Here is an 18121-nt window from a genome sequence, read left to right as displayed (position 1 = left end):
CTTTTTTATTGTAATTAACGACGGTCTTTCAATTGGTCACCAATAATGTCACCTAAAGCAAAACCACTATCATCATTACTCATGTACTTCTTGTTAACTGAGTTTCTATTGTTGTATGAACTGTGTGAACGAGAACCTTCATTGTCAGAGCCTTTAGAATCAGCTGCCTTCATTGAAAGTGAAATCCGACGTTCACTTGGATCAATGTTCAAAACCTTGACCTTAACAGTTTGACCAACTTCCAAAACATCGCTAGGCTTATCGACATGCTTGTATGAAATTTCTGAAACGTGAACTAAACCTTGAATACCATCGGCAACTTCAACAAAAGCACCAAAGTTAGTCAATGATTTAACTTCACCTTCGAAAATATCACCTTCATGTAAGTCTGCTGTAGCTTGTTCAAATGGAGAAGGTTCAGTTTGCTTGATTGAAAGGGAGATGCGATGTCTATCATCATCAATACCAATAACTTTAACTTTAACAGTTTGACCAGCCTTAAGTACATCACTAGGCTTCTCAACGTGCTTATATGAAATTTCTGAAATGTGGACTAAACCGTCAACACCACCAACATCAACAAAAGCGCCAAAGTTAGTCAAACGAGAAACTTTACCTTCAACAACATCACCAACAACTAATTGTGATGCTACCTTATCAAAGGCTTCTTCACGTTCTTCTTCAATTAAATCCTTGTGTGATAGAATCAGACGATTCTTACTTGGATCAATTTCGGTAATCTTAAGTTTCATTGTCTTACCAATGTAAGGCTTAAGATCGGAAACATAACGGTTAGAAATAAGTGAAGCTGGCAAGAATCCTCTTGTACCAACGTCAACTAATAAACCGCCACGAACTGAAGCTGTAACTGTACCTTCGATTGTCTTGCCTGCTTCAAAGTCCTTTTGTAATTCGTCATAGGCTTCTCTTTCCTTAAGACGAGTAACTGAGAAGAAGAACTCACCGTTTTCTTTGTCGCCACCAGCTTTTCTCAAAACTAAAGCCTTAAGCTTGTCTCCTGGCTTAACAAGATCACGTAAATCGGCGTTGCGATCTGAAGTGTATTCACGACGAGGGATTACACCTTCGACACCGGCATTTTCAACACCGACATCAATTTGGCCGTCTTCAACGTCTAATACTTCTACATCGACGATATCTCCGACCTCAACTCCTTGCATTTGTTTCAATGCATCTAAAAATTGATTACTGTTTTCTGACATTATTTACCTCCCAATATCATAATCTAATTTTAAATGAAAGTGAGTTTTTTTTCTACTGTTTTAACCCGTTTTTTATAGTTTTTTTTGACTTTTTTTAATTTCAGCCAAAATTGCACTAACAACTTGGTCAATTGACATAGTGGTAGTGTCAATTTCAACCGCATCTGGCGCTTTTTTTAACGGTGAAACCTTACGGTGTGAATCTTTGTAGTCACGTTCAGCAATGTCGTGCTCAATTTCAGCAACTGTTTTAGTCGATTTAATGCCACGCTCCTGAAAATCATGCAGCCGTCTTTCAGCACGTGATCGCGGCGAGGCTACCAAAAAGATTTTAACTTCTGCATTAGGTAAAACTGTAGTTCCAATATCACGGCCATCCATAATAACGTCAACTTTACCAGCCATTTGCCGTTGTAAACTAACCATTTTTGTCCGTATACCGGCTAATGCTGATACTTGCGAAACATTAGCGGAAATCGTTGGTGTCCTAATTGCAAGCGAAATATCCTTATTTCCAGCATAAACTTTTTGCTCACCATTAACTGATCGTAATTCAATCCCCACACGGTCAATCGCAGCTAAAATCGCAGCCTCATCCCCATAATCTAATTTATTGTCGCGAGCAATAACTGTACATGCGCGATACATTGCTCCCGTATCGATATAAATAAAATTCAACTTTTGCGCAATAATCTTTGCGACTGTGCTTTTGCCAGCTGAAGCTGGTCCATCAATTGCTACTTGCATTCAATCAAAAAGGGACGCGTTAGTCCCTCTCCTTTCTAAAATTTACTTTAACCGCAGAGTTTGTCCGGTTTCTATTTGGCTGTCAACGTCAATATTATTAAGCTGCGCCAAGCTGCTAACATCAAGATGATGCTTTTGCGCAATACTTGTTAAAGAATCACCATCTTGAACTACATATTGCTTTAATTGCTTAACTTTCTTACGGCGCTTTTTTGCCGATATTTTTTGCCGACGTTTGCCATTAATTTTTGACTTTTTAGCGGTAATTTTGACTTTTTGCTGCTTTTTAGACTGCGAACGCTGCAACTCAACTGCTTGATTACTTTGACTACTTTGATTTCCAGCTTTGCTATTTGCAGCCAAATGATGAACAACAGGTACAAGCGCAACAATTACAACCAGCAAAATTACAATAGTAACAATCCAGCCTTTAGATGTTGACTTATAACAAGCGGTCCTAGGTTCAGCTGGCCGCTGATAATGTTCATATAGCCTTTCTTGTTTTTGCTTCATCAAAAATACCTCCCTGCACCTAACTTGCTTAATTTTAGCATATTTAATAGCTATCTGGCGCAAAAAAATCGGTCATTTGCATGACCGATTAATTCTATTATTCTAAAAAATTATTTTTTAAGATTAAAGTGTTTTTGAACAAATGGCTTCAAACTACGTAAAACTGTTTCGAATAATAAGTAAACGACTACCCCGTTAATTAAGCCTTTCAGTAAATTAAACGGTACAATAATGCCAAAAAGATAAGCATTCCATGAAGGAATATGCAAGAGTTGCCCTAAATACACTTTTTCAGTAAAACTAAGTAATCCGGCATAACCATGAATTGCTGGCAGCTTAGGCATTGTTGTCACAGCATACATTGGTGTCAAAATCAAAAAATTAAGTGTTGCCAAAACAACTGTCATTGCAATAATTCCTAAAACAATGCCCAAAATTGGTTTTAAATGACGATTAACAATACCTTTTTCATTAGCTGTTACATTCTTGGTCATGTAATAAAATGGCAAGGCAAAAGAAATCGATGCCAGTAATGCTGCTAGTTGTCCTACAATGCTAGGCAACATAAAACCCTTAACAATTAAATCAATTAACATTCTAATTACAGCAATAAAAATCCCAGGGCCAATGCCAAACAGAAAAGTACCGATAGTCACAATGACATCTGAGAAATCAAATTTCAAAAAACTAGCAATCGGTAACGGAAACGCCAATTCCATTAATACAAACGAAATTGTACCAATCAATGCATAGGCAATAATATTAGCCAAATTATTTGAACTTCTACTCTTCAAGATCCTACCTCCAAAAAATTAAGCCTGTCGCTTCTAAGCAACAGACTTAATAAAAGTAAGATCTTGTCTTCTCTTCTAGTTTAGTCTGTCTTCTTTCATCTAGACTTTAACTATCGGTATCTTAAAAGATTCAACCACTCACGTGGGTCGTGGACTCGCACCACCGGTCGGGATTTACACCCTGCCCTGAAGACAACAAACTTTTATTTAATTAACAATTCTATACTAATCTACATGTTTCAGTCTGTCAACTTCTTCATGTGATAGCTCACGATATTGACCAGAAATTAATCCATCAAGTGTTAAGAAGGAATACTTTTCTCGGGCCAGTTTTTCAACTTGGTGGTGAACAGCCTTAAACATCTTCTTAACTTGGTGGTAATGACCCTCATGAATGGTCAACTGGACAATTTGCCGATTACGCTTTCTATCAGTGCGAATAACTTTAACCTTTGCCGGACTACTCCGATGATGATCAAATTCAACCCCGTGAGTTAACTGCTTAATTTCCTCTGGCAGCAATTGACCTTCAATTCTAGCAACGTAAACTTTAGCAACTTTATTACGTGGATGCATCAATAAGTTAGCTAGTTCACCATCATTAGTCATTAACAACAGCCCCGACGTATCATAGTCGAGCCGACCAACAGGATATAACCGGTATGGCAACTCACTAAAGAAATCAACTACCGTCTTTCGTCCCTTATTGTCACTAGCTGTCGAAATTACGCCGCGCGGCTTATAAAACAAATAAGTATGCAGACTTTCACGCTCAATTGGCTCACCATCAACAGTAATATTACTGAAAGTTTCAACTTTGGTTCCCAATTGGGTCACAGTGTGACCATCAACGGTCACTCGACCTGCTGTAATTAATTTTTCGGCCTTCCGTCTAGAAGCTATCCCAGCTTCCGCAATAACTTTTTGTAAACGTTGTAACGTCATTATCTATCTCCTTTTTGAGCCTGAGCCAAACCCTTATCCGCTTGACCTCTAGCTGCAAACAAATCTATTTCACCTTCAGCATTAATATTATCATCAGCAAAATCCTCAATCAGCGGCAGGTCAGAAAGACTCTGATAACCAAAATACTGTAAAAAATAATCACTCGTGACATAAACATTGGGGTGTCCCGGTGCATCTTTTTTACCATTAATCTTAACTAACCCTCGCCAAATAAGTGTCTGCAGTGCTCCTGACGAATTAACACCGCGAATTTCATCAATCTCTACACGTGTTATCGGTTGCCGATACGCAACAATCGCTAAAATCTCTAAAGCTGACTGACTCAACGTTTTAGTTAAATCCTTTTGAAAATAATTAGCAACCGTAGGACCAACTTCTGGTCTTGTTGTAAGCTTGTAATTATCGTTAATTTGCAACACTTGCAAACCTGAATCTGAATTTTGCTGCAACTTGTCTGTCAAGCTCTTGATTAATTCCCGCAAGGCTGATTGCCCGACTTGCAATAATTCACATAAATTTTTACTAGCAATGCCATTGTCACCGGCTACATAAAGAAGAGCTTCTAACTGTGCGATTTTACTGACCATTAATCTTAATTCCCTCTAATTCTAAATCGCCAAAGGTACGTATTTGCCTAACCTTAATTTTTTGTTTTTTGCAAAGTTCAAGCAACGCCAAAAAAAGACCGATAATATCGGATAAACTCTTCATTTGATCGCTGCAAGCAAAAAAACTAACTTTGTTGTGCTGAGCAATTTTTGTTTCCAAAAAAGTGATCATTTTAGTAATTGGCGTTTCTTTTACTTTAACTGACACCAGATCAGGCTTTCTAATTTTCAATCGTTGTAAAACCACTATAAAAGTGTTAGCTAACTCTGTTGCCGTAATTTGACCTAGTGGCAGCGGCTGCACCTTTTGCGTTTGTGGCACACTTGCTTCTTTAGCCGCAGTAATGGGAACTTGTTCATTCCGCTTTTTGAAATATGCTGAAACTTTTTTAAAGAGCGAATACTGTACTAATTGCTGTACTAATTCATCACGTGGATCTTCTTCCACTTCATTTTCATCAATAAAATCATTTTGCGGTAACAATGATTGGGACTTGATACGTAATAAAGTTGCTGACATTACAAAGTATTCACCAGCAATTTGTAAATTAAGTTGTTGCATCTGTTGCAGATACGCCAAATACTGTTCCGTTATTTGAGCAATTGGAATATCATAAATATCGATTTTTTGTGACTTAATTAGATGCAATAATAAATCAAGCGGCCCCTCAAAGTTAGGTAATTCTAAAGTTAAATCATCACTCATTGTTATTATTTTCCGTTAAATATTTAAGCAGATAAGTATATTCAGGCAAAGCTGTTATCTTTTTCTTAGGGTTACTGGCTGCAAGTTCACGAATCGCTGCAGCCTCATATTTGTGACTGCGATAATCCGGTGCAAATGAAAGATACCGAATTATAACAAAAGCAGCATTATTCTGTGTTCCAATGACCCCTACAAAGTTAGCATCATCTCCGCGATAGAGATAAAGCTGAAATTCAGAGCTATTTTTATTTAAGGCAATTTCATCCTTTAAATTTGCTAAATTTTTAAAATCTGGCAGATAAGAAAGTAGCCCCATTGCTACTTTTTCCTTATCATTTTTACATTCAATTAACATTTGATCACCTAAATTCAAGTTCGCGGATGAGTTTTAGCGTAAACCTGCAAAATATGTTTTTGCGATAAATTAGTATAAATTTGCGTTGTACTAATATCCGAATGACCCAAAATTTCCTGAACTACACGCAAATCTGCACCGTTTTCTAATAAATGTGTCGCAAACGTATGCCGTAATGTATGGGGCGTGACATCTTTAGCAATTCCTGCCATACGACAATAACGTTTGATTATTTGCCAAACAGCTTGCCGAGTTAAACTGCCGCCGCGATTATTCAGAAAAATATAATCACTTGCCTTACCCGCTTTTAGGAGTAAAGGTTCTCGCACTTTTGTCTGATAACGCTGAATCCAAGAAATAGCGACCGCACTAATCGGAATTAAACGTTCCTTAGAGCCCTTACCAAGTACCTTAAGCAATTTTAAATCTTCATGTAAATTATCAAACTTAAGATTGATCAATTCACTAACCCGAATCCCCGTTGCGTACAAAGTTTCCAATAATGCCCGATCACGCAAACCCAACTTTTGGTGAATATCTGGCTGTGCTAACAGCTGATCAACTTCAGTAATTGTTAATGCCACCGGCAAACGATGTTCCTTTTTTGGCGGATCAATTTCTAACATTGGGTTTAGCTTTTGAATATTTTGCCGTGCTAACCATTGATAGAATTTTCTTAAACTTGAGATCATCCGGCTAATTGAACTTGTCGCCTTATTTAAATCGTGCTGTTGTGCTAAAAAAGCATCAATATCCAGGGCCTTTGTCGGCCATGTAGTTAAATTTTCTTCATGTAAGAAATTAACAAATTCCATTAAGTCCTGCCTGTATGCAGTAATTGTATTATCGCTTAAACCACGTTCAATCTGACTATAACGCAGATAATCTTCTACCTGTTCTTGCAGCTTATTCATTTTGCTCATTATTAGGATCGTTAATTAAACTAATTGTGCCAGCAACTTTATCTTCAGCAATATAGCCTGCTTTTAACAAGTGACCTAGAGCCCGCTTAAAAGCTGACTTTGAAATGCCAAAATAATTTTTAATTTCTTGAGCATCAGACTTATCATAAAACGGCAAGGTTTTGGTATTCATTCGTCGTAAACTCATTAAGACCATTTGGGCATCATCATCAATTTCTTCAAAAGCTCGCGGTAGGCTACTTAGATTAAGCCGGCCATACTGGCTAATGCCAACAACACGTCCCTTAAATTGCTCACCTAGCCGCAATGGACGTGCCATCTGTGATGAATGCACAAAACCCAAATAATATTCCTTAGTAATTACAAACGCACCAAGATCCCGGCTAGCATAAACAGTACCAAAAATATTTTTATTTTTCATATCGTTAGGAAAGTGTGCCGCCAATTGATCAAAAATATTTTCATCAGCTAATTTTGCCCAAACACGATTCTTGTCATCCGTTTCAAGATGAACTAATAATTGATCATCCTTACGCGGCCAGCGATCTTTATTAAAGGGTAAATCATCAACAGACAAGACAACATCTTTATCTGGCAGCCCAATATCAACAAAAACACCTAAATTATATTTCACATCCGTGACCTTACCCCAACCATATTGGTCAGCTTGTGCAAAGGGTAAGAACTGGGTCATTTCACGATTATGCTGCTTATCATCATATAAAAAGCCGCGAACATCATCGCCAATTTGTGGTTTTTCTTCTTGCGTAATTTCTTTACGCTTTAACTCATAAGTGATCCCATCAATTTGAACATAATATGCGTCTTCATTTTGATCAATTACTTTACCTGTTTCAATCGTGCCTAGCATAGTCACTTCTCCTAATTTTACATAATTCTATCTTTACTAGTATAAAAGAAATTGCCGCAAAATAAAATAGCCAGCACCTAAGCTGACTATTTTTTAATTAATTATCTTAAATTACAGGTTAGAAATTTCACCCTGATAAATAGCTCCCCGACGAGCATCAACTGTAATCGTTGTACCACTAGTAATCTTTTCAGTGGCGTCAGTGACACCAACAACAACTGGAATACCCAATGACAAACCAACAACAGCAGCATGTGAAGTTAAACCAGATGCTTCAACTACTAAACCAGAAGCCTTCTTAATTGCAGGCATGTAATCTGGATCTGTAGTCTTAGATACTAAGATGTCTCCTTCTTGAACCTTGCTATTAGCTTCTTCAGCACTGTTAACAACAACAGTCTTGCCAACAACAGAGCCATTACCAACACCTAAGCCTTGTGCAAGCTTACTACCGATAATTTGCAGCTTCATCAAATTAGTTGTACCTGAATCACCAACTGGAACACCAGCAACGATGATTACCAAGTCACCATCTTTAACATAACCATGTTCTTTAGCAACTTTAGCAGCTACTTCAAACATGTCATCAGTTGACTTTGGCTTTTCTGTCAATAATGGTTGAACACCCCAAGTAATACCTAATGAATGTTGAACCTTTTCGTCAAAAGTCAAAGCTAAAATATCAGCATTAGGCCGGTATTTAGAAATCATTCTTGCTGTGTAACCTGAGTTAGTAGCAGTAATAATTGTCTTAACGCCCAATTCTTGAGCAGTCCGAACAACTGACTCACCAATAGCTTCAGTAACGTTTGAACCCTTGTAAGCTTCAAAACGTTGTAAAGCTAAAGTATTACGCTTAAGTAATTCACGTTCCGTTCTTTCATCAATTTCAGCCATTGCTTGAACAGCCTTAACTGGATAAAGACCGTTAGCTGATTCACCTGAAAGCATAGTTGCGTCACTACCATCAAGAACGGCATTTGCAACGTCAGAAACTTCAGCACGAGTAGGACGTGGATTTTCTTGCATTGAGTCAAGCATTTGGGTAGCAGTAATAACTGGCTTACCTAAAGCATTTGCCCGCTTGATTAAATCTTTTTGGACAAACGGAACATCGATAAATGGAATTTCAACACCCATGTCACCACGAGCAACCATTAAACCATCTGAAACTTGCAAGATTTCATCGGCATTATCAATACCTTCTTGTGACTCAATCTTCGGATAAATTTTAACGTAGTCACAGCCAGCATCTTCACATAACTTACGGATATCTAAAATATCTTGTGCCTTACGAGCAAATGAAGCAGTAATAAAGTTAATACCGTGCTTAAGACCAAACTTAATGTCATCAGTATCTTTTTCAGTAATTCCTGGGAGACGAATTTCAACACCAGGTGCGTTAACACCCTTCTTTGAGCCGATAACACCAGTGTTTTGTGCTTCACAAACTAATTCGCGGTTCTTGTCATCCTTATCAGTAATGAGCAGATCAACTAAGCCATCATCAATTAAGACATGTCCACCAATATGTGTATCATCATAAAGACCTTCATAAGTAACGTGAATTTTATCCTTATTACCCTTCTTTGAGTCGTCCATTGAAACACGGATGGTATCACCAGTATTAATGGTAAACTTGCCGCCTTCTTGTTCAGTAGTTCTGATTTCTGCACCCTTAGTGTCCAGGTCAATTCCAAGAACTAAACCAGTTTCCTTTTCAACTTGGCGCACCATCTTCATTCGTGAAAGGTGTTCTGCATGGTCACCATGCGAGAAGTTAAACCGGAATACATTTGCACCAGCTTTTGCTAAAGCAGTAATCGTTTCAATATCATTTGAAGCTGGCCCTAACGTACTAACAATTTTAGTTTTCTTCATTATAAAAAAATCTCCCCAAAAATCGACTAATTACTTAGTCATTTCTTCATTAATGTCTAACAATGTTTCATCACTGTGATGCTTGCTATCAAACAAATCTAAGATGTCATGAGTATTAAGTTGTCCATTCTCCATGCCGACAGCTAAACCGCCTTGACCATCGAGAAGTAATTTAACAGCATAATTACCCATCTTCGTAGCATTAATCCGATCCAAAACAGTTGGTGATCCACCACGCTGCATATGACCTAAGACATTAGCTCGAGCATCAAAATCACCGTACTTTAAGAGCTCTGCCTTAAAGTCAGCAGCATTCATTACGCCTTCTGCCAATACGATAATACCATGATCCTTACCATCTGAAAAGCCACTCTTTAGCGTTGCTGCAATTTCCTTAACATCATAATCGCGTTCAGGAACCACGATAGCATCTGCGCCACTGGCTAAACCAACGCGCATCGCAATATCACCACATCCACGGCCCATTACATTAACAATGAACACCCGGTGATGACTGCTGGCAGTATCGCGAATCTTATCGATTGCATCCATTGCTGTCGTGCATGCTGTATCTAGGCCAATCGTGTAATCAGTATACGGAATATCATTATCAATTGTTCCCGGTAGACCAATTGAATTAATACCTAAACGAGTTAAAGCTAATGCACCATGATAGGAGCCGTCACCGCCGATAACGATCACAGTATCAATACCATGCTTCTTTAATTGCTCAACACCCTTTTCTTGCACTTCTTTTTGTGCAAATTCAGGATAACGAGCACTATAAAGAAAAGTGCCGCCTAAACTTATTTTGTGGTCAACATCTTTCGCAGTAAGCGGAATAAAGTCACCAGCAACTAATCCAGCAAAGCCGTAACGAATACCAACAACGCCGAGTCCGTGATGAATAGCAGTCTTAGTAACAGCTCTAACTGCTGCATTCATGCCAGGAGCATCGCCGCCACTAGTCAAAATACCAATTCGTTTCATGAATTCACCTCATCAAGATTTATTGTGTACTTTCTCACATCCCCTAAATTTTAACATTCTTTTCGTAAAAAATCTCACAAAAATTAATTATTTTTCCTATTTTGTCGGTCTTTAGCGATGTTAGCGTTAACATTGTTGACTTGCTCATATTTGCGCAAAAAACTATCTTAGCCTAAAAAATTAACCACTTTTAGATTAGTTAGAACATACTGCTTTTTACTGGAATCAAACCGATCGCTTTGAACCTTAATTCCCAATAAATAAATATTACCTTCTTTAAGGTTTACCTGAATTTTATCATAAACAGCAGGAAAAATAACAATATCTTGTTTGCTACTTGTATCTGCGAAAATGCCAAAAGCCATTGTCTGCCCTTTTTTAGTTTTAATTGACTTTAAGCGTATTAACTTACCAACGGCAATCCCATTATCACTTACTGCAAATTGATTTAATGGTTTAGCATTAAATTGTTGAGCATACTTTTGGACTGCAATCAGCGGCGAAGTCATCGTTGAAAAGCCCATCGCATCAGTTTCCATTTTAGCTAATTCACTCTTAGTTGCTTCAGGTGTCCGTTGAATTGGCACACCACCTAAACTTTCAGAAAGTGCGAGGTTTTGACCAGTTAATTGCACATTTTCAATAATTTCTTGACTATTAGTCAGTAATTCCTTGCGATTGGGATAAAGCTGATCAAAGCATCCAGCCTTGACTAGTGACTGAATTATTTTCTTTTGAAGATATTTAGGATCTATCCGCCGTAAAAAATCTTCTAGTGACGAAAAGCGCTTTTCGCTGCGCAGTTTGATTATTTCTTTCAAAAAATCCAGTCTAATCCCCTTGATTGCCTTTAAACTGACTAAAATCTGCTTTTGACGGCCGGAATAAGCTAAGCCGCTGCGATTGATATCTGGCGGTAAAATTTTGGCTCCAGCTTCCTGCGCGTGCATGATATAATCTGCAACTTGAAAATGATTACCACTGTTTGAATTTAACATAGCGGCATAAAATTCTGCTGGATAATGCAGCTTTAAATAGGCCAACCAAAAGGCTATTTTAGTATAAGCAACGGCATGTGAGCGGTTAAAGCCATAATTGGCAAATTGCTCAATATAATGATAAACGTGTTCAGCAACCTCTTTAGTATGCCCCCTTTTAACTGCGCCATTAATAAATTTTGTCCGCTGCTGTTCAATTACACCTTGCTTTTTCTTTGACATTGCCCGCCGTAAGATATCAGCTTCTCCTAGTGAAAAGCCGGCTAATACCTGCGCTGTTTGCATAACTTGTTCCTGATAGACAAGAATTCCATACGTCGGCGCTAAAATCTTATTAAGTGTTGGATCTGGATATGTAACTCGCTGCTGCCCTTTCTTACGCGCAATAAATGTTGGAATATTTTGCATTGGACCCGGCCGATAAAGTGCATTAACGGCAACCAAGTCTTCAAAATTATCTGGATGCAGTTTTCGCAATACTTCACGGATACCGTTAGACTCAAATTGAAAGACAAGATCAGTATCGCCTGCTTGAAATGCATGCAAGGTACGCGGATCAGTCAACGGAATTTGATTAGGATCCAAATCTATGCCTTCACGATGAATCATATTTAAGGTGTCACCTAAAATCGTTAAATTACGCAATCCTAAGAAATCAATTTTTAATAACCCTAGTGCTTCAACATACTTCTTAGTCTGCTGGGTCAGGGGAATTCCTAATTGCCCAGCCTGCATACCAGAAATTCCTGCAATTGAATTATCACTAATTACCAAGCCGGCCGCATGAATTGAAAAATGCCGCGGTAATCCTTCCAACTTGCGAGCAGTCTGAAAAAGCAGCTTGTTTTTAGGACTAGCACCAACTAATAGCCGCATCGCAGATGAATTTTGATAAGCTTCATTTAACGTGATTTTATTTTTTGCCGCCGGAATACTGCTTACCCATCGGTTTATTTCTACATCACTTAATCCAAAAACTCGCCCAGTATCCCGTAAAACCTGCTTAGCCGCCAAAGTGCCAAAAGTTAAAATTTGGGCTGCATGATCCATGCCATATTTTTGAAACATATATTGGATTACGTCATCACGCCGGTTATCTGGAATATCAAGGTCAATATCTGGCATTTCGTGTCTTGCTGGATTTAAAAACCGTTCAAACAAAAGATGATACTGAATAGGATCAATTTCAGTGATTTTTAAAGCATACGATACTAGTGAGCCACAAGCAGAGCCTCGTCCGGGACCAGTAATAATTCCCACGCGGTGGCAGTAATTAATCACATCCCACACAATAAGAAAATAATCATTAAAGCCCATTTGGTCAATAATCTTTAGTTCATAATCAAGCTGCTTTTGATAATTATGCGGAATTTGTTGGTGCTCCCAACGTTTTTGCAAGCCAGTTTGAGCCAAATAAGTAAGGTATTCTTTGGAAGTTGCAAATTTTTTCTGCTTATATTTAGGTAAAACTGGCGTTTGAAAATTGACTTTAGCATGACATGATTGTGCTATTTGCCAAGTATTCTTTAAGGCATCATCCAGATCAAATTCATGATAACGTGTACTCAATTCAACTGCTTGGGGTAAAAAATGTGAACCTTTTTGTTTAGCTAATTCTTCAATATCTTGCAAGGTCTTACCCTGCTTAATTGCCTGTAAAGTCTTCCTTAAAAATTGTTCCCGCGGCTGCAAATAACGCGTATCTTCAACAGCAACTAACGGCAATGAAAATTGGCGAGCAAGTGTTGTAACATACGCTAGATAATTTTGCCGCTCTTTTGAAGCATAAACTCCCAAATAGGTCGTACTTGACTTAGGAATCAATTTTAACAACTTACGGACAAAATCATTACCTAATTGTTCTTGTTGCCGTTGTAAATTAACTAACTCACTATGATCATTGGCGGGAATAATTATTACTAGTTCAGCTAAGTATTTTGTTAATTCAGCCAATGTTAAAATCTTTTTGTTAGTTCCATTTTCTGTTAACAAGTTAATTGCACTTGAAAGTCGCAAAATATTACGGTAGCCCTCATCAGATTTGGCTAAGACCATTAAGTCATATTGCCGGGCACTGTCAATCAAGCCGTTAAGCCGCAACTGCATCCCTAACAACGGTTTAATCCCTACATTTTGCGCTAATTCATAGAAATTAACTAGGCCATAAGTAAAATTAATATCAGTTAGCGCAACAGCTTCATACCCAAATTCTTTTGCTGTTGTCAGTAATTCCTTAACCTTTATCGGACTTTCAAGTAACGTAAATGAACTTATATTTTGCAACGCGGCAACTTTCATCTTGCCCACCAGCTTTCTTTAAATTAGTATACCAAAAAGCACCTTTTTAGTTTGAAAACAAACATAAATTTTGCTAAAATTCAACTATGGATGAAAGAAGGAACTACTATGGGTCGTTATATAGTGACTATCTGTTGGAGCGTTGTTTACATGTTAATCGTGGGTTTTATCGCTGCACCATTAACGCAAAATGTTTTTAACTTGCAAGATGCTGTAATTGTCGGTATAATTTTTGGCTTGTTATTTGCTATTATTATGCCAACAATTACTGCACACTCCAATAAGGATAACAGCAAATTTACTAAGCTTAAATAACTTTCAATCAAAAAGGCCACCGGCAAGAAATTACCGGTGGCCTTTTTTAACTAATAAAACTGATAATTAGCCTGAGTATCAACTTGCACCTGACTACTTGTCAGAAATTCCTGAAACATCTGTACGTAATCTTTATCAATTATTCGTACAATTTTATCCTTACTATATTCTGGATAGTCACCACCACCCATTACCCGGTAATTATTAACCGCCAAATAATAGGTTTGTTCATCCTTAATTGGCTTGTTATTCAATTCTAGCTTAGTCAATCTCTGTCCAACAGGTCTAGTAATTTCTGCCTGATACTTAACCGGATAAAAGACATCAAAGTTAAAAAGAAAGCCACGTAATTGCGGTTTAAAGGTTACCTTACCTGTCTTATCTTTGGTTAAAAAGGACAAGCTATGTTCAATTACATGCCGCAATTGCCGACCGGTAAATTTTACTTTACACAACTGGTTAGAATAAGGATAATTAAGCAAAATATCCCGCATTGTAACCTCCTTGCCAAAGCCCTGAGCAGTTTCACTCATCACTGCCGTAGCCGAAAGATCAGCTCCTGTAAAATGAAGCTGCATTGCTTGTAACAAGTTAATAAATGGGGCTCCGTGTAATCTTGCCGCAATTGCATTACCAATCGGTGCTGGTTTATTTAAGTGTGCAATCGGCTGATCAAGCCAATCTTGCGTTGCTTGATCTAGTTTTGCCGTTAATTTTTTAATTTGCAAATCTGCAGCAAACTCACCCGTATCAATTAACCGGGCCGTCATTGCTGTGATTTTTTTAGTAGTATCGTCAAGATCTAAAATAACTTCGCCAACAGCTTCACCACGATAACCGGGTTGCACTATCGCCGTTTGCTTAACAACCATTTGCATTTTTTGATGCTGATGCCCTGTCAAAAATACATCAACTTCAGGTATCTCTGACAAAATTCGCGACCCCTCATTTTCACCATTATGTGGCATAAGCGAGGCACCAGTTTGTGGATCATCTTCAAATCCACCATGATAAACTACCGCCAAAACATCAACTTGTGGACGCAAAATTTGGGCATAATGCTTTATCTGCATGAAAGCCGAGCTAAATTCAAGCCCGGCAACATGATCTGCTGGCTCCCAATGAGGGATATACTGCGTTGTAATTCCAATTAAGCCTACTTTTACTCCTTGCTTTTCAATTATACGATAAGCCTGTCCCAAAGCCGGTAAACCGGTTGTTTTAGCTAAAATATTAGCATTTAAAATCGGTGCTTGATTATGAGCAACATAATATTTAAGATACTCTAAGCCATAATTAAAATCATGGTTACCTAATACGCGAGCATCATAATCAATTGCATTGTATACTGCTGTATAATCTCTAAGAGCCGTATAATCAGACCGAGAATGGACGTATGACGCAAGTGGTGAACCTTGAAGGCAATCACCCGCATCAGTTACAATTACGTGTTCTGAGCCGTACTTAGCCGTTTCAGCCTTGACTACACTCGCAACCTTACTTAAACCAAACTTCGCATCGGTACCATGTCGTTTTTGATAATCTGTCGGTAAGAGATACCCGTGAAGATCACTGGAATGTAAAAACACTAACTTCATAATTTATCTTTCCCCTATTATTAAATTTGGGCAAAAAAAAGGCACCAAAACTTTGGTGTCTTTTTTTAATTGTTGTCGCTGGTGCTAGTTTCGCTAACCACTTGACGACCCTTGTAATAACCTTTAGGTGAAACACGGTGACTCAAACGGTATTCACCAGTAGTTGCATCATAGTGCATTGCTGGAACAGTTAACTTGATATGGCCACGACGTGAACGTTTCTTTTGTTTAGAAGTATGTCTCTTAGGAACTGCCATTTAAATTGATCTCCTTTATTGTAGATTTAAGTTTTAGGACACTAATTAAAAGTGCCTAAATTACCTCACGTGTGTTAATGATACTATTGAATGATAAATAAATCAAGATTTATTAGCTTTTCTTAGATTGTTTATGCTTATTTGCACCCCAGAACCAGCCGATTAAAACACCGATAATGAGCATTACTACCAAAACAATAATTAATGGCAGCTTGACAGCAAAAAAGCCAAAGCTAATAGCAACTGGATTAGTATTAAGCACAACAAAAATCACGGCCAACAGAAGCAAGATTAAACTAAAAATTAATTTTATCTGCTGCTTTTTATCTTTCATTTGTAAGCGCTACTTTCTCGAACCATACTTTAACGATAATTCATCGCCAATTGTTGGAAACAAATTATAAAATTTTGCTAAAACTGACAAACTTAATGGTAAATTCAATTCTCGCTTATTACTACCGAAAAAGTGTACTACCTGCCAAGCAACATCATCTGGGTCAAGCATAAATCTAGCCACACTTTGAGCATAATTACCGGTCTTATCCGCAATATTAAAGAAATTAGTATAAACCGGTCCCGGATTTACAGTCATTACCTTAACGCCAAACGGTTTTAATTCTAAACGCAAAACATTAGAAAATTGAATAACTGCAGCCTTAGAAGCACTGTATGCAGCGGATTTTACTGTTGGAATTTTGCCAGCAATTGAGCCAAAATTAATAATTTGTCCCGTCTTTTGATCCATCATAACGCGCCCGATTAACCGCGTAAAATACATTAACCCCAAAACATTAACTTGAAACATTGCTGTTACTTCACGCCGATCCATCTCAACAAATTTTTCAAATTTACCAAAACCAGCACAGTTAACCAAGTAATCAATATGCTTAGTTACCTTAATAATATTTTTAAAGGTCTCATCAATCTCGTCACTTTCACCCATGTCAGTAGGAAAAGCATAGGTAGCCGCACCGGATAGTTCTCGCGCTTCGGCTGCAATCTGTTCTAACTTGTCTTGACTACGGGCAATTAAAATAACAGTTGCCCCACGGCCAGCACTCTCAAGCGCAATCGAACGACCAATTCCACTTGATGCGCCAGTTACAACGACAACTTTATTTCTCAATGAATCACTCATTATTGTTCTCACCTTTCATTGGAATCGTTACCCGATCAAAATCATTGGCTAATTTTGTATTCGGGAATACTTCACGTGCCTGCTTTTCTAAGTTTTTCGCCTTAGCACCTAAATATCTTGCAGAAATATGATTCAGGTACAAAGACTTAACTCCATTATCGCGCGCAATCTTAGCTGCTTCAACTGCTGTAGAATGATAATATGCATGGGCTAAATCAGCCTCATTACCAGCAAAAGTTGATTCATGCACTAATACATCAGCATTTTTAGCTAGTTTAGCAATTACCGGCGTTGAACGCGTATCATAGATAATAGTTACTATTCTACCAGGTTTATTCGGGCCTAAAAAGTCATTACCATCCAAAATTGTTCCGTCGGCTAAAGCAACTTGCTCACCATTCTTTAATTTGCCTAGCAAAGGACCATTAGGAACATTATATTGCGCCAATTTACTCATCAAAAGCTCACCCTGATGAGAATCCTCGACTACCCGATAACCAAAACTAGGAACACGATGAACTAACTTTTCGGCATAAACCTTAAAGCCTTGACCTTGATAAATTAGTCCACCCTCTTCTAAAACCACAAATTTGATCGGATATGAAACTTTGGTCCGCGAAACTTTTAACGCTGTTCTAACAAATTGTTCTAGACCACTAGGGCCATAAATGGTCAACGGTCCAACATCCCCCTGAAATGATCTAGTCGCAAGCAATCCCGGAAGCCCAAAAATATGATCACCATGATTATGCGAAATAAAAATTTTAGTAACTTTCCGTAATCTAATATTTGTCCTTAATATTTGATGTTGCGTCGCTTCACCGACATCAAACAACCAAATTTCATTTATTTCATCAAGCATCTTTAGCGCAATACTCGAAACATTCCGCTTTTTTGATGGTTGTCCTGCTCCTGTACCTAGAAATTGTAATTCCATAAA

Annotated in this window: 19 protein-coding genes and 1 riboswitch; of the genes, 1 reads left to right on the top strand and 18 read right to left on the bottom strand. The window is 38.0% G+C overall.

Annotation, left to right across the window (positions count from 1 at the left end; genetic code table 11):
* Positions 1-14: 14 nt before the first annotated feature.
* The 13 genes from rpsA to OZY43_RS03985 all read right to left on the bottom strand — a co-directional run bounded on the left by rpsA (position 15) and on the right by OZY43_RS03985 (position 13873).
* Positions 15-1223 carry a 30S ribosomal protein S1 gene (gene rpsA / locus OZY43_RS04045; protein ID WP_277166225.1) on the bottom strand — a complete coding sequence of 403 codons (1209 nt, stop codon included), beginning with the start codon at positions 1221-1223 and terminating at the stop codon, positions 15-17.
* A gap of 72 nt (positions 1224-1295) precedes the next feature.
* Positions 1296-1970 carry a (d)CMP kinase gene (cmk, locus tag OZY43_RS04040; RefSeq protein WP_277166222.1) on the bottom strand — a complete coding sequence of 225 codons (675 nt, stop codon included), beginning with the start codon at positions 1968-1970 and terminating at the stop codon, positions 1296-1298.
* Between the two features lie 42 nt (positions 1971-2012).
* Positions 2013-2483, bottom strand: coding sequence for a LysM peptidoglycan-binding domain-containing protein (locus tag OZY43_RS04035; RefSeq protein ID WP_277166219.1), 471 nt, complete (start codon positions 2481-2483; stop codon positions 2013-2015).
* A gap of 110 nt (positions 2484-2593) precedes the next feature.
* A complete protein-coding gene (locus tag OZY43_RS04030) occupies positions 2594-3280 on the bottom strand; it encodes an ECF transporter S component (protein ID WP_277166350.1) in 687 nt (228 codons plus the stop codon).
* Between the two features lie 80 nt (positions 3281-3360).
* Positions 3361-3475, bottom strand: a riboswitch (FMN riboswitch).
* A 27-nt stretch (positions 3476-3502) separates the two neighbouring features.
* Positions 3503-4222 carry a pseudouridine synthase gene (locus OZY43_RS04025; protein WP_277166216.1) on the bottom strand — a complete coding sequence of 240 codons (720 nt, stop codon included), beginning with the start codon at positions 4220-4222 and terminating at the stop codon, positions 3503-3505.
* Positions 4222-4830: an SMC-Scp complex subunit ScpB gene (scpB, locus tag OZY43_RS04020; protein ID WP_277166214.1), complete on the bottom strand. Its 609-nt coding sequence runs from the start codon at positions 4828-4830 to the stop codon at positions 4222-4224. Before scpB ends, OZY43_RS04025 begins: the two co-directional genes overlap by 1 nt.
* Positions 4820-5557, bottom strand: coding sequence for a segregation/condensation protein A (locus tag OZY43_RS04015; RefSeq protein WP_277166212.1), 738 nt, complete (start codon positions 5555-5557; stop codon positions 4820-4822). The genes scpB and OZY43_RS04015 overlap by 11 nt, the downstream gene beginning before the upstream one ends.
* A complete protein-coding gene (locus OZY43_RS04010) occupies positions 5550-5912 on the bottom strand; it encodes a reductase (RefSeq protein ID WP_277166211.1) in 363 nt (120 codons plus the stop codon). Before OZY43_RS04010 ends, OZY43_RS04015 begins: the two co-directional genes overlap by 8 nt.
* A gap of 14 nt (positions 5913-5926) precedes the next feature.
* The gene (gene xerD, locus OZY43_RS04005; RefSeq protein ID WP_277166209.1) at positions 5927-6835 is read right to left on the bottom strand and encodes a site-specific tyrosine recombinase XerD; all 909 of its coding nucleotides are present in this window, start codon (positions 6833-6835) and stop codon (positions 5927-5929) included.
* On the bottom strand, positions 6819-7706 hold the full coding sequence (locus tag OZY43_RS04000) for a S1-like domain-containing RNA-binding protein (RefSeq protein ID WP_277166207.1): 888 nt from the start codon (positions 7704-7706) through the stop codon (positions 6819-6821). Before OZY43_RS04000 ends, xerD begins: the two co-directional genes overlap by 17 nt.
* 111 nt (positions 7707-7817) lie before the next feature.
* Positions 7818-9587 carry a pyruvate kinase gene (pyk, locus tag OZY43_RS03995; RefSeq protein WP_277166205.1) on the bottom strand — a complete coding sequence of 590 codons (1770 nt, stop codon included), beginning with the start codon at positions 9585-9587 and terminating at the stop codon, positions 7818-7820.
* 30 nt (positions 9588-9617) lie between these two features.
* On the bottom strand, positions 9618-10577 hold the full coding sequence (pfkA, locus tag OZY43_RS03990) for a 6-phosphofructokinase (RefSeq protein ID WP_277166203.1): 960 nt from the start codon (positions 10575-10577) through the stop codon (positions 9618-9620).
* Positions 10578-10744: 167 nt separating this feature from the next.
* Positions 10745-13873 (bottom strand): DNA polymerase III subunit alpha, encoded by a 3129-nt coding sequence (locus OZY43_RS03985; RefSeq protein ID WP_277166201.1) that lies wholly within the window; start codon positions 13871-13873, stop codon positions 10745-10747.
* 108 nt (positions 13874-13981) lie between these two features.
* Between OZY43_RS03985 and OZY43_RS03980 the strand changes: the two genes are divergently transcribed.
* The gene (locus OZY43_RS03980) at positions 13982-14188 is read left to right on the top strand and encodes a DUF2929 family protein (RefSeq protein WP_277166199.1); all 207 of its coding nucleotides are present in this window, start codon (positions 13982-13984) and stop codon (positions 14186-14188) included.
* Between the two features lie 50 nt (positions 14189-14238).
* Here OZY43_RS03980 and OZY43_RS03975 read toward each other — a convergent pair whose 3' ends face one another.
* From OZY43_RS03975 to rnz, 5 genes are all read right to left on the bottom strand, one after another.
* A complete protein-coding gene (locus OZY43_RS03975; protein WP_277166197.1) occupies positions 14239-15786 on the bottom strand; it encodes a bifunctional UDP-sugar hydrolase/5'-nucleotidase in 1548 nt (515 codons plus the stop codon).
* Positions 15787-15851: 65 nt separating this feature from the next.
* Positions 15852-16043: a 50S ribosomal protein L32 gene (rpmF, locus tag OZY43_RS03970; protein ID WP_277166195.1), complete on the bottom strand. Its 192-nt coding sequence runs from the start codon at positions 16041-16043 to the stop codon at positions 15852-15854.
* A 112-nt stretch (positions 16044-16155) separates the two neighbouring features.
* The gene (locus OZY43_RS03965) at positions 16156-16377 is read right to left on the bottom strand and encodes a LapA family protein (protein ID WP_277166192.1); all 222 of its coding nucleotides are present in this window, start codon (positions 16375-16377) and stop codon (positions 16156-16158) included.
* A 9-nt stretch (positions 16378-16386) separates the two neighbouring features.
* A complete protein-coding gene (locus OZY43_RS03960) occupies positions 16387-17181 on the bottom strand; it encodes an SDR family oxidoreductase (protein ID WP_277166189.1) in 795 nt (264 codons plus the stop codon).
* Entirely contained in the window at positions 17174-18118 is a 945-nt protein-coding gene (rnz, locus tag OZY43_RS03955) for a ribonuclease Z (RefSeq protein WP_277166185.1), read from the bottom strand. Before rnz ends, OZY43_RS03960 begins: the two co-directional genes overlap by 8 nt.
* Positions 18119-18121: the final 3 nt, after the last annotated feature.

This window comes from Lactobacillus sp. ESL0785, assembly GCF_029395455.1.
Lineage (GTDB): Bacteria > Bacillota > Bacilli > Lactobacillales > Lactobacillaceae > Lactobacillus.
The sequence above is the reverse complement of the archived record's forward strand: the minus strand, read 5'-3'. Positions and strand labels throughout refer to the sequence as shown.

What these genes read in the sequence shown, in the direction of transcription:
- rpsA (WP_277166225.1), bottom strand. Translation starts at nt 1,223, where the DNA reads ATGTCAGAAAACAGTAATCAATTTTTAGATGCATTGAAACAAATGCAA.
- cmk (WP_277166222.1), bottom strand. Translation starts at nt 1,970, where the DNA reads ATGCAAGTAGCAATTGATGGACCAGCTTCAGCTGGCAAAAGCACAGTC.
- OZY43_RS04035 (WP_277166219.1), bottom strand. Translation starts at nt 2,483, where the DNA reads ATGAAGCAAAAACAAGAAAGGCTATATGAACATTATCAGCGGCCAGCT.
- OZY43_RS04025 (WP_277166216.1), bottom strand. Translation starts at nt 4,222, where the DNA reads ATGACGTTACAACGTTTACAAAAAGTTATTGCGGAAGCTGGGATAGCT.
- scpB (WP_277166214.1), bottom strand. Translation starts at nt 4,830, where the DNA reads ATGGTCAGTAAAATCGCACAGTTAGAAGCTCTTCTTTATGTAGCCGGT.
- OZY43_RS04015 (WP_277166212.1), bottom strand. Translation starts at nt 5,557, where the DNA reads ATGAGTGATGATTTAACTTTAGAATTACCTAACTTTGAGGGGCCGCTT.
- OZY43_RS04010 (WP_277166211.1), bottom strand. Translation starts at nt 5,912, where the DNA reads ATGTTAATTGAATGTAAAAATGATAAGGAAAAAGTAGCAATGGGGCTA.
- xerD (WP_277166209.1), bottom strand. Translation starts at nt 6,835, where the DNA reads ATGAGCAAAATGAATAAGCTGCAAGAACAGGTAGAAGATTATCTGCGT.
- OZY43_RS04000 (WP_277166207.1), bottom strand. Translation starts at nt 7,706, where the DNA reads ATGCTAGGCACGATTGAAACAGGTAAAGTAATTGATCAAAATGAAGAC.
- pyk (WP_277166205.1), bottom strand. Translation starts at nt 9,587, where the DNA reads ATGAAGAAAACTAAAATTGTTAGTACGTTAGGGCCAGCTTCAAATGAT.
- pfkA (WP_277166203.1), bottom strand. Translation starts at nt 10,577, where the DNA reads ATGAAACGAATTGGTATTTTGACTAGTGGCGGCGATGCTCCTGGCATG.
- OZY43_RS03985 (WP_277166201.1), bottom strand. Translation starts at nt 13,873, where the DNA reads ATGAAAGTTGCCGCGTTGCAAAATATAAGTTCATTTACGTTACTTGAA.
- OZY43_RS03980 (WP_277166199.1), top strand. Translation starts at nt 13,982, where the DNA reads ATGGGTCGTTATATAGTGACTATCTGTTGGAGCGTTGTTTACATGTTA.
- OZY43_RS03975 (WP_277166197.1), bottom strand. Translation starts at nt 15,786, where the DNA reads ATGAAGTTAGTGTTTTTACATTCCAGTGATCTTCACGGGTATCTCTTA.
- rpmF (WP_277166195.1), bottom strand. Translation starts at nt 16,043, where the DNA reads ATGGCAGTTCCTAAGAGACATACTTCTAAACAAAAGAAACGTTCACGT.
- OZY43_RS03965 (WP_277166192.1), bottom strand. Translation starts at nt 16,377, where the DNA reads ATGAAAGATAAAAAGCAGCAGATAAAATTAATTTTTAGTTTAATCTTG.
- OZY43_RS03960 (WP_277166189.1), bottom strand. Translation starts at nt 17,181, where the DNA reads ATGAGTGATTCATTGAGAAATAAAGTTGTCGTTGTAACTGGCGCATCA.
- rnz (WP_277166185.1), bottom strand. Translation starts at nt 18,118, where the DNA reads ATGGAATTACAATTTCTAGGTACAGGAGCAGGACAACCATCAAAAAAG.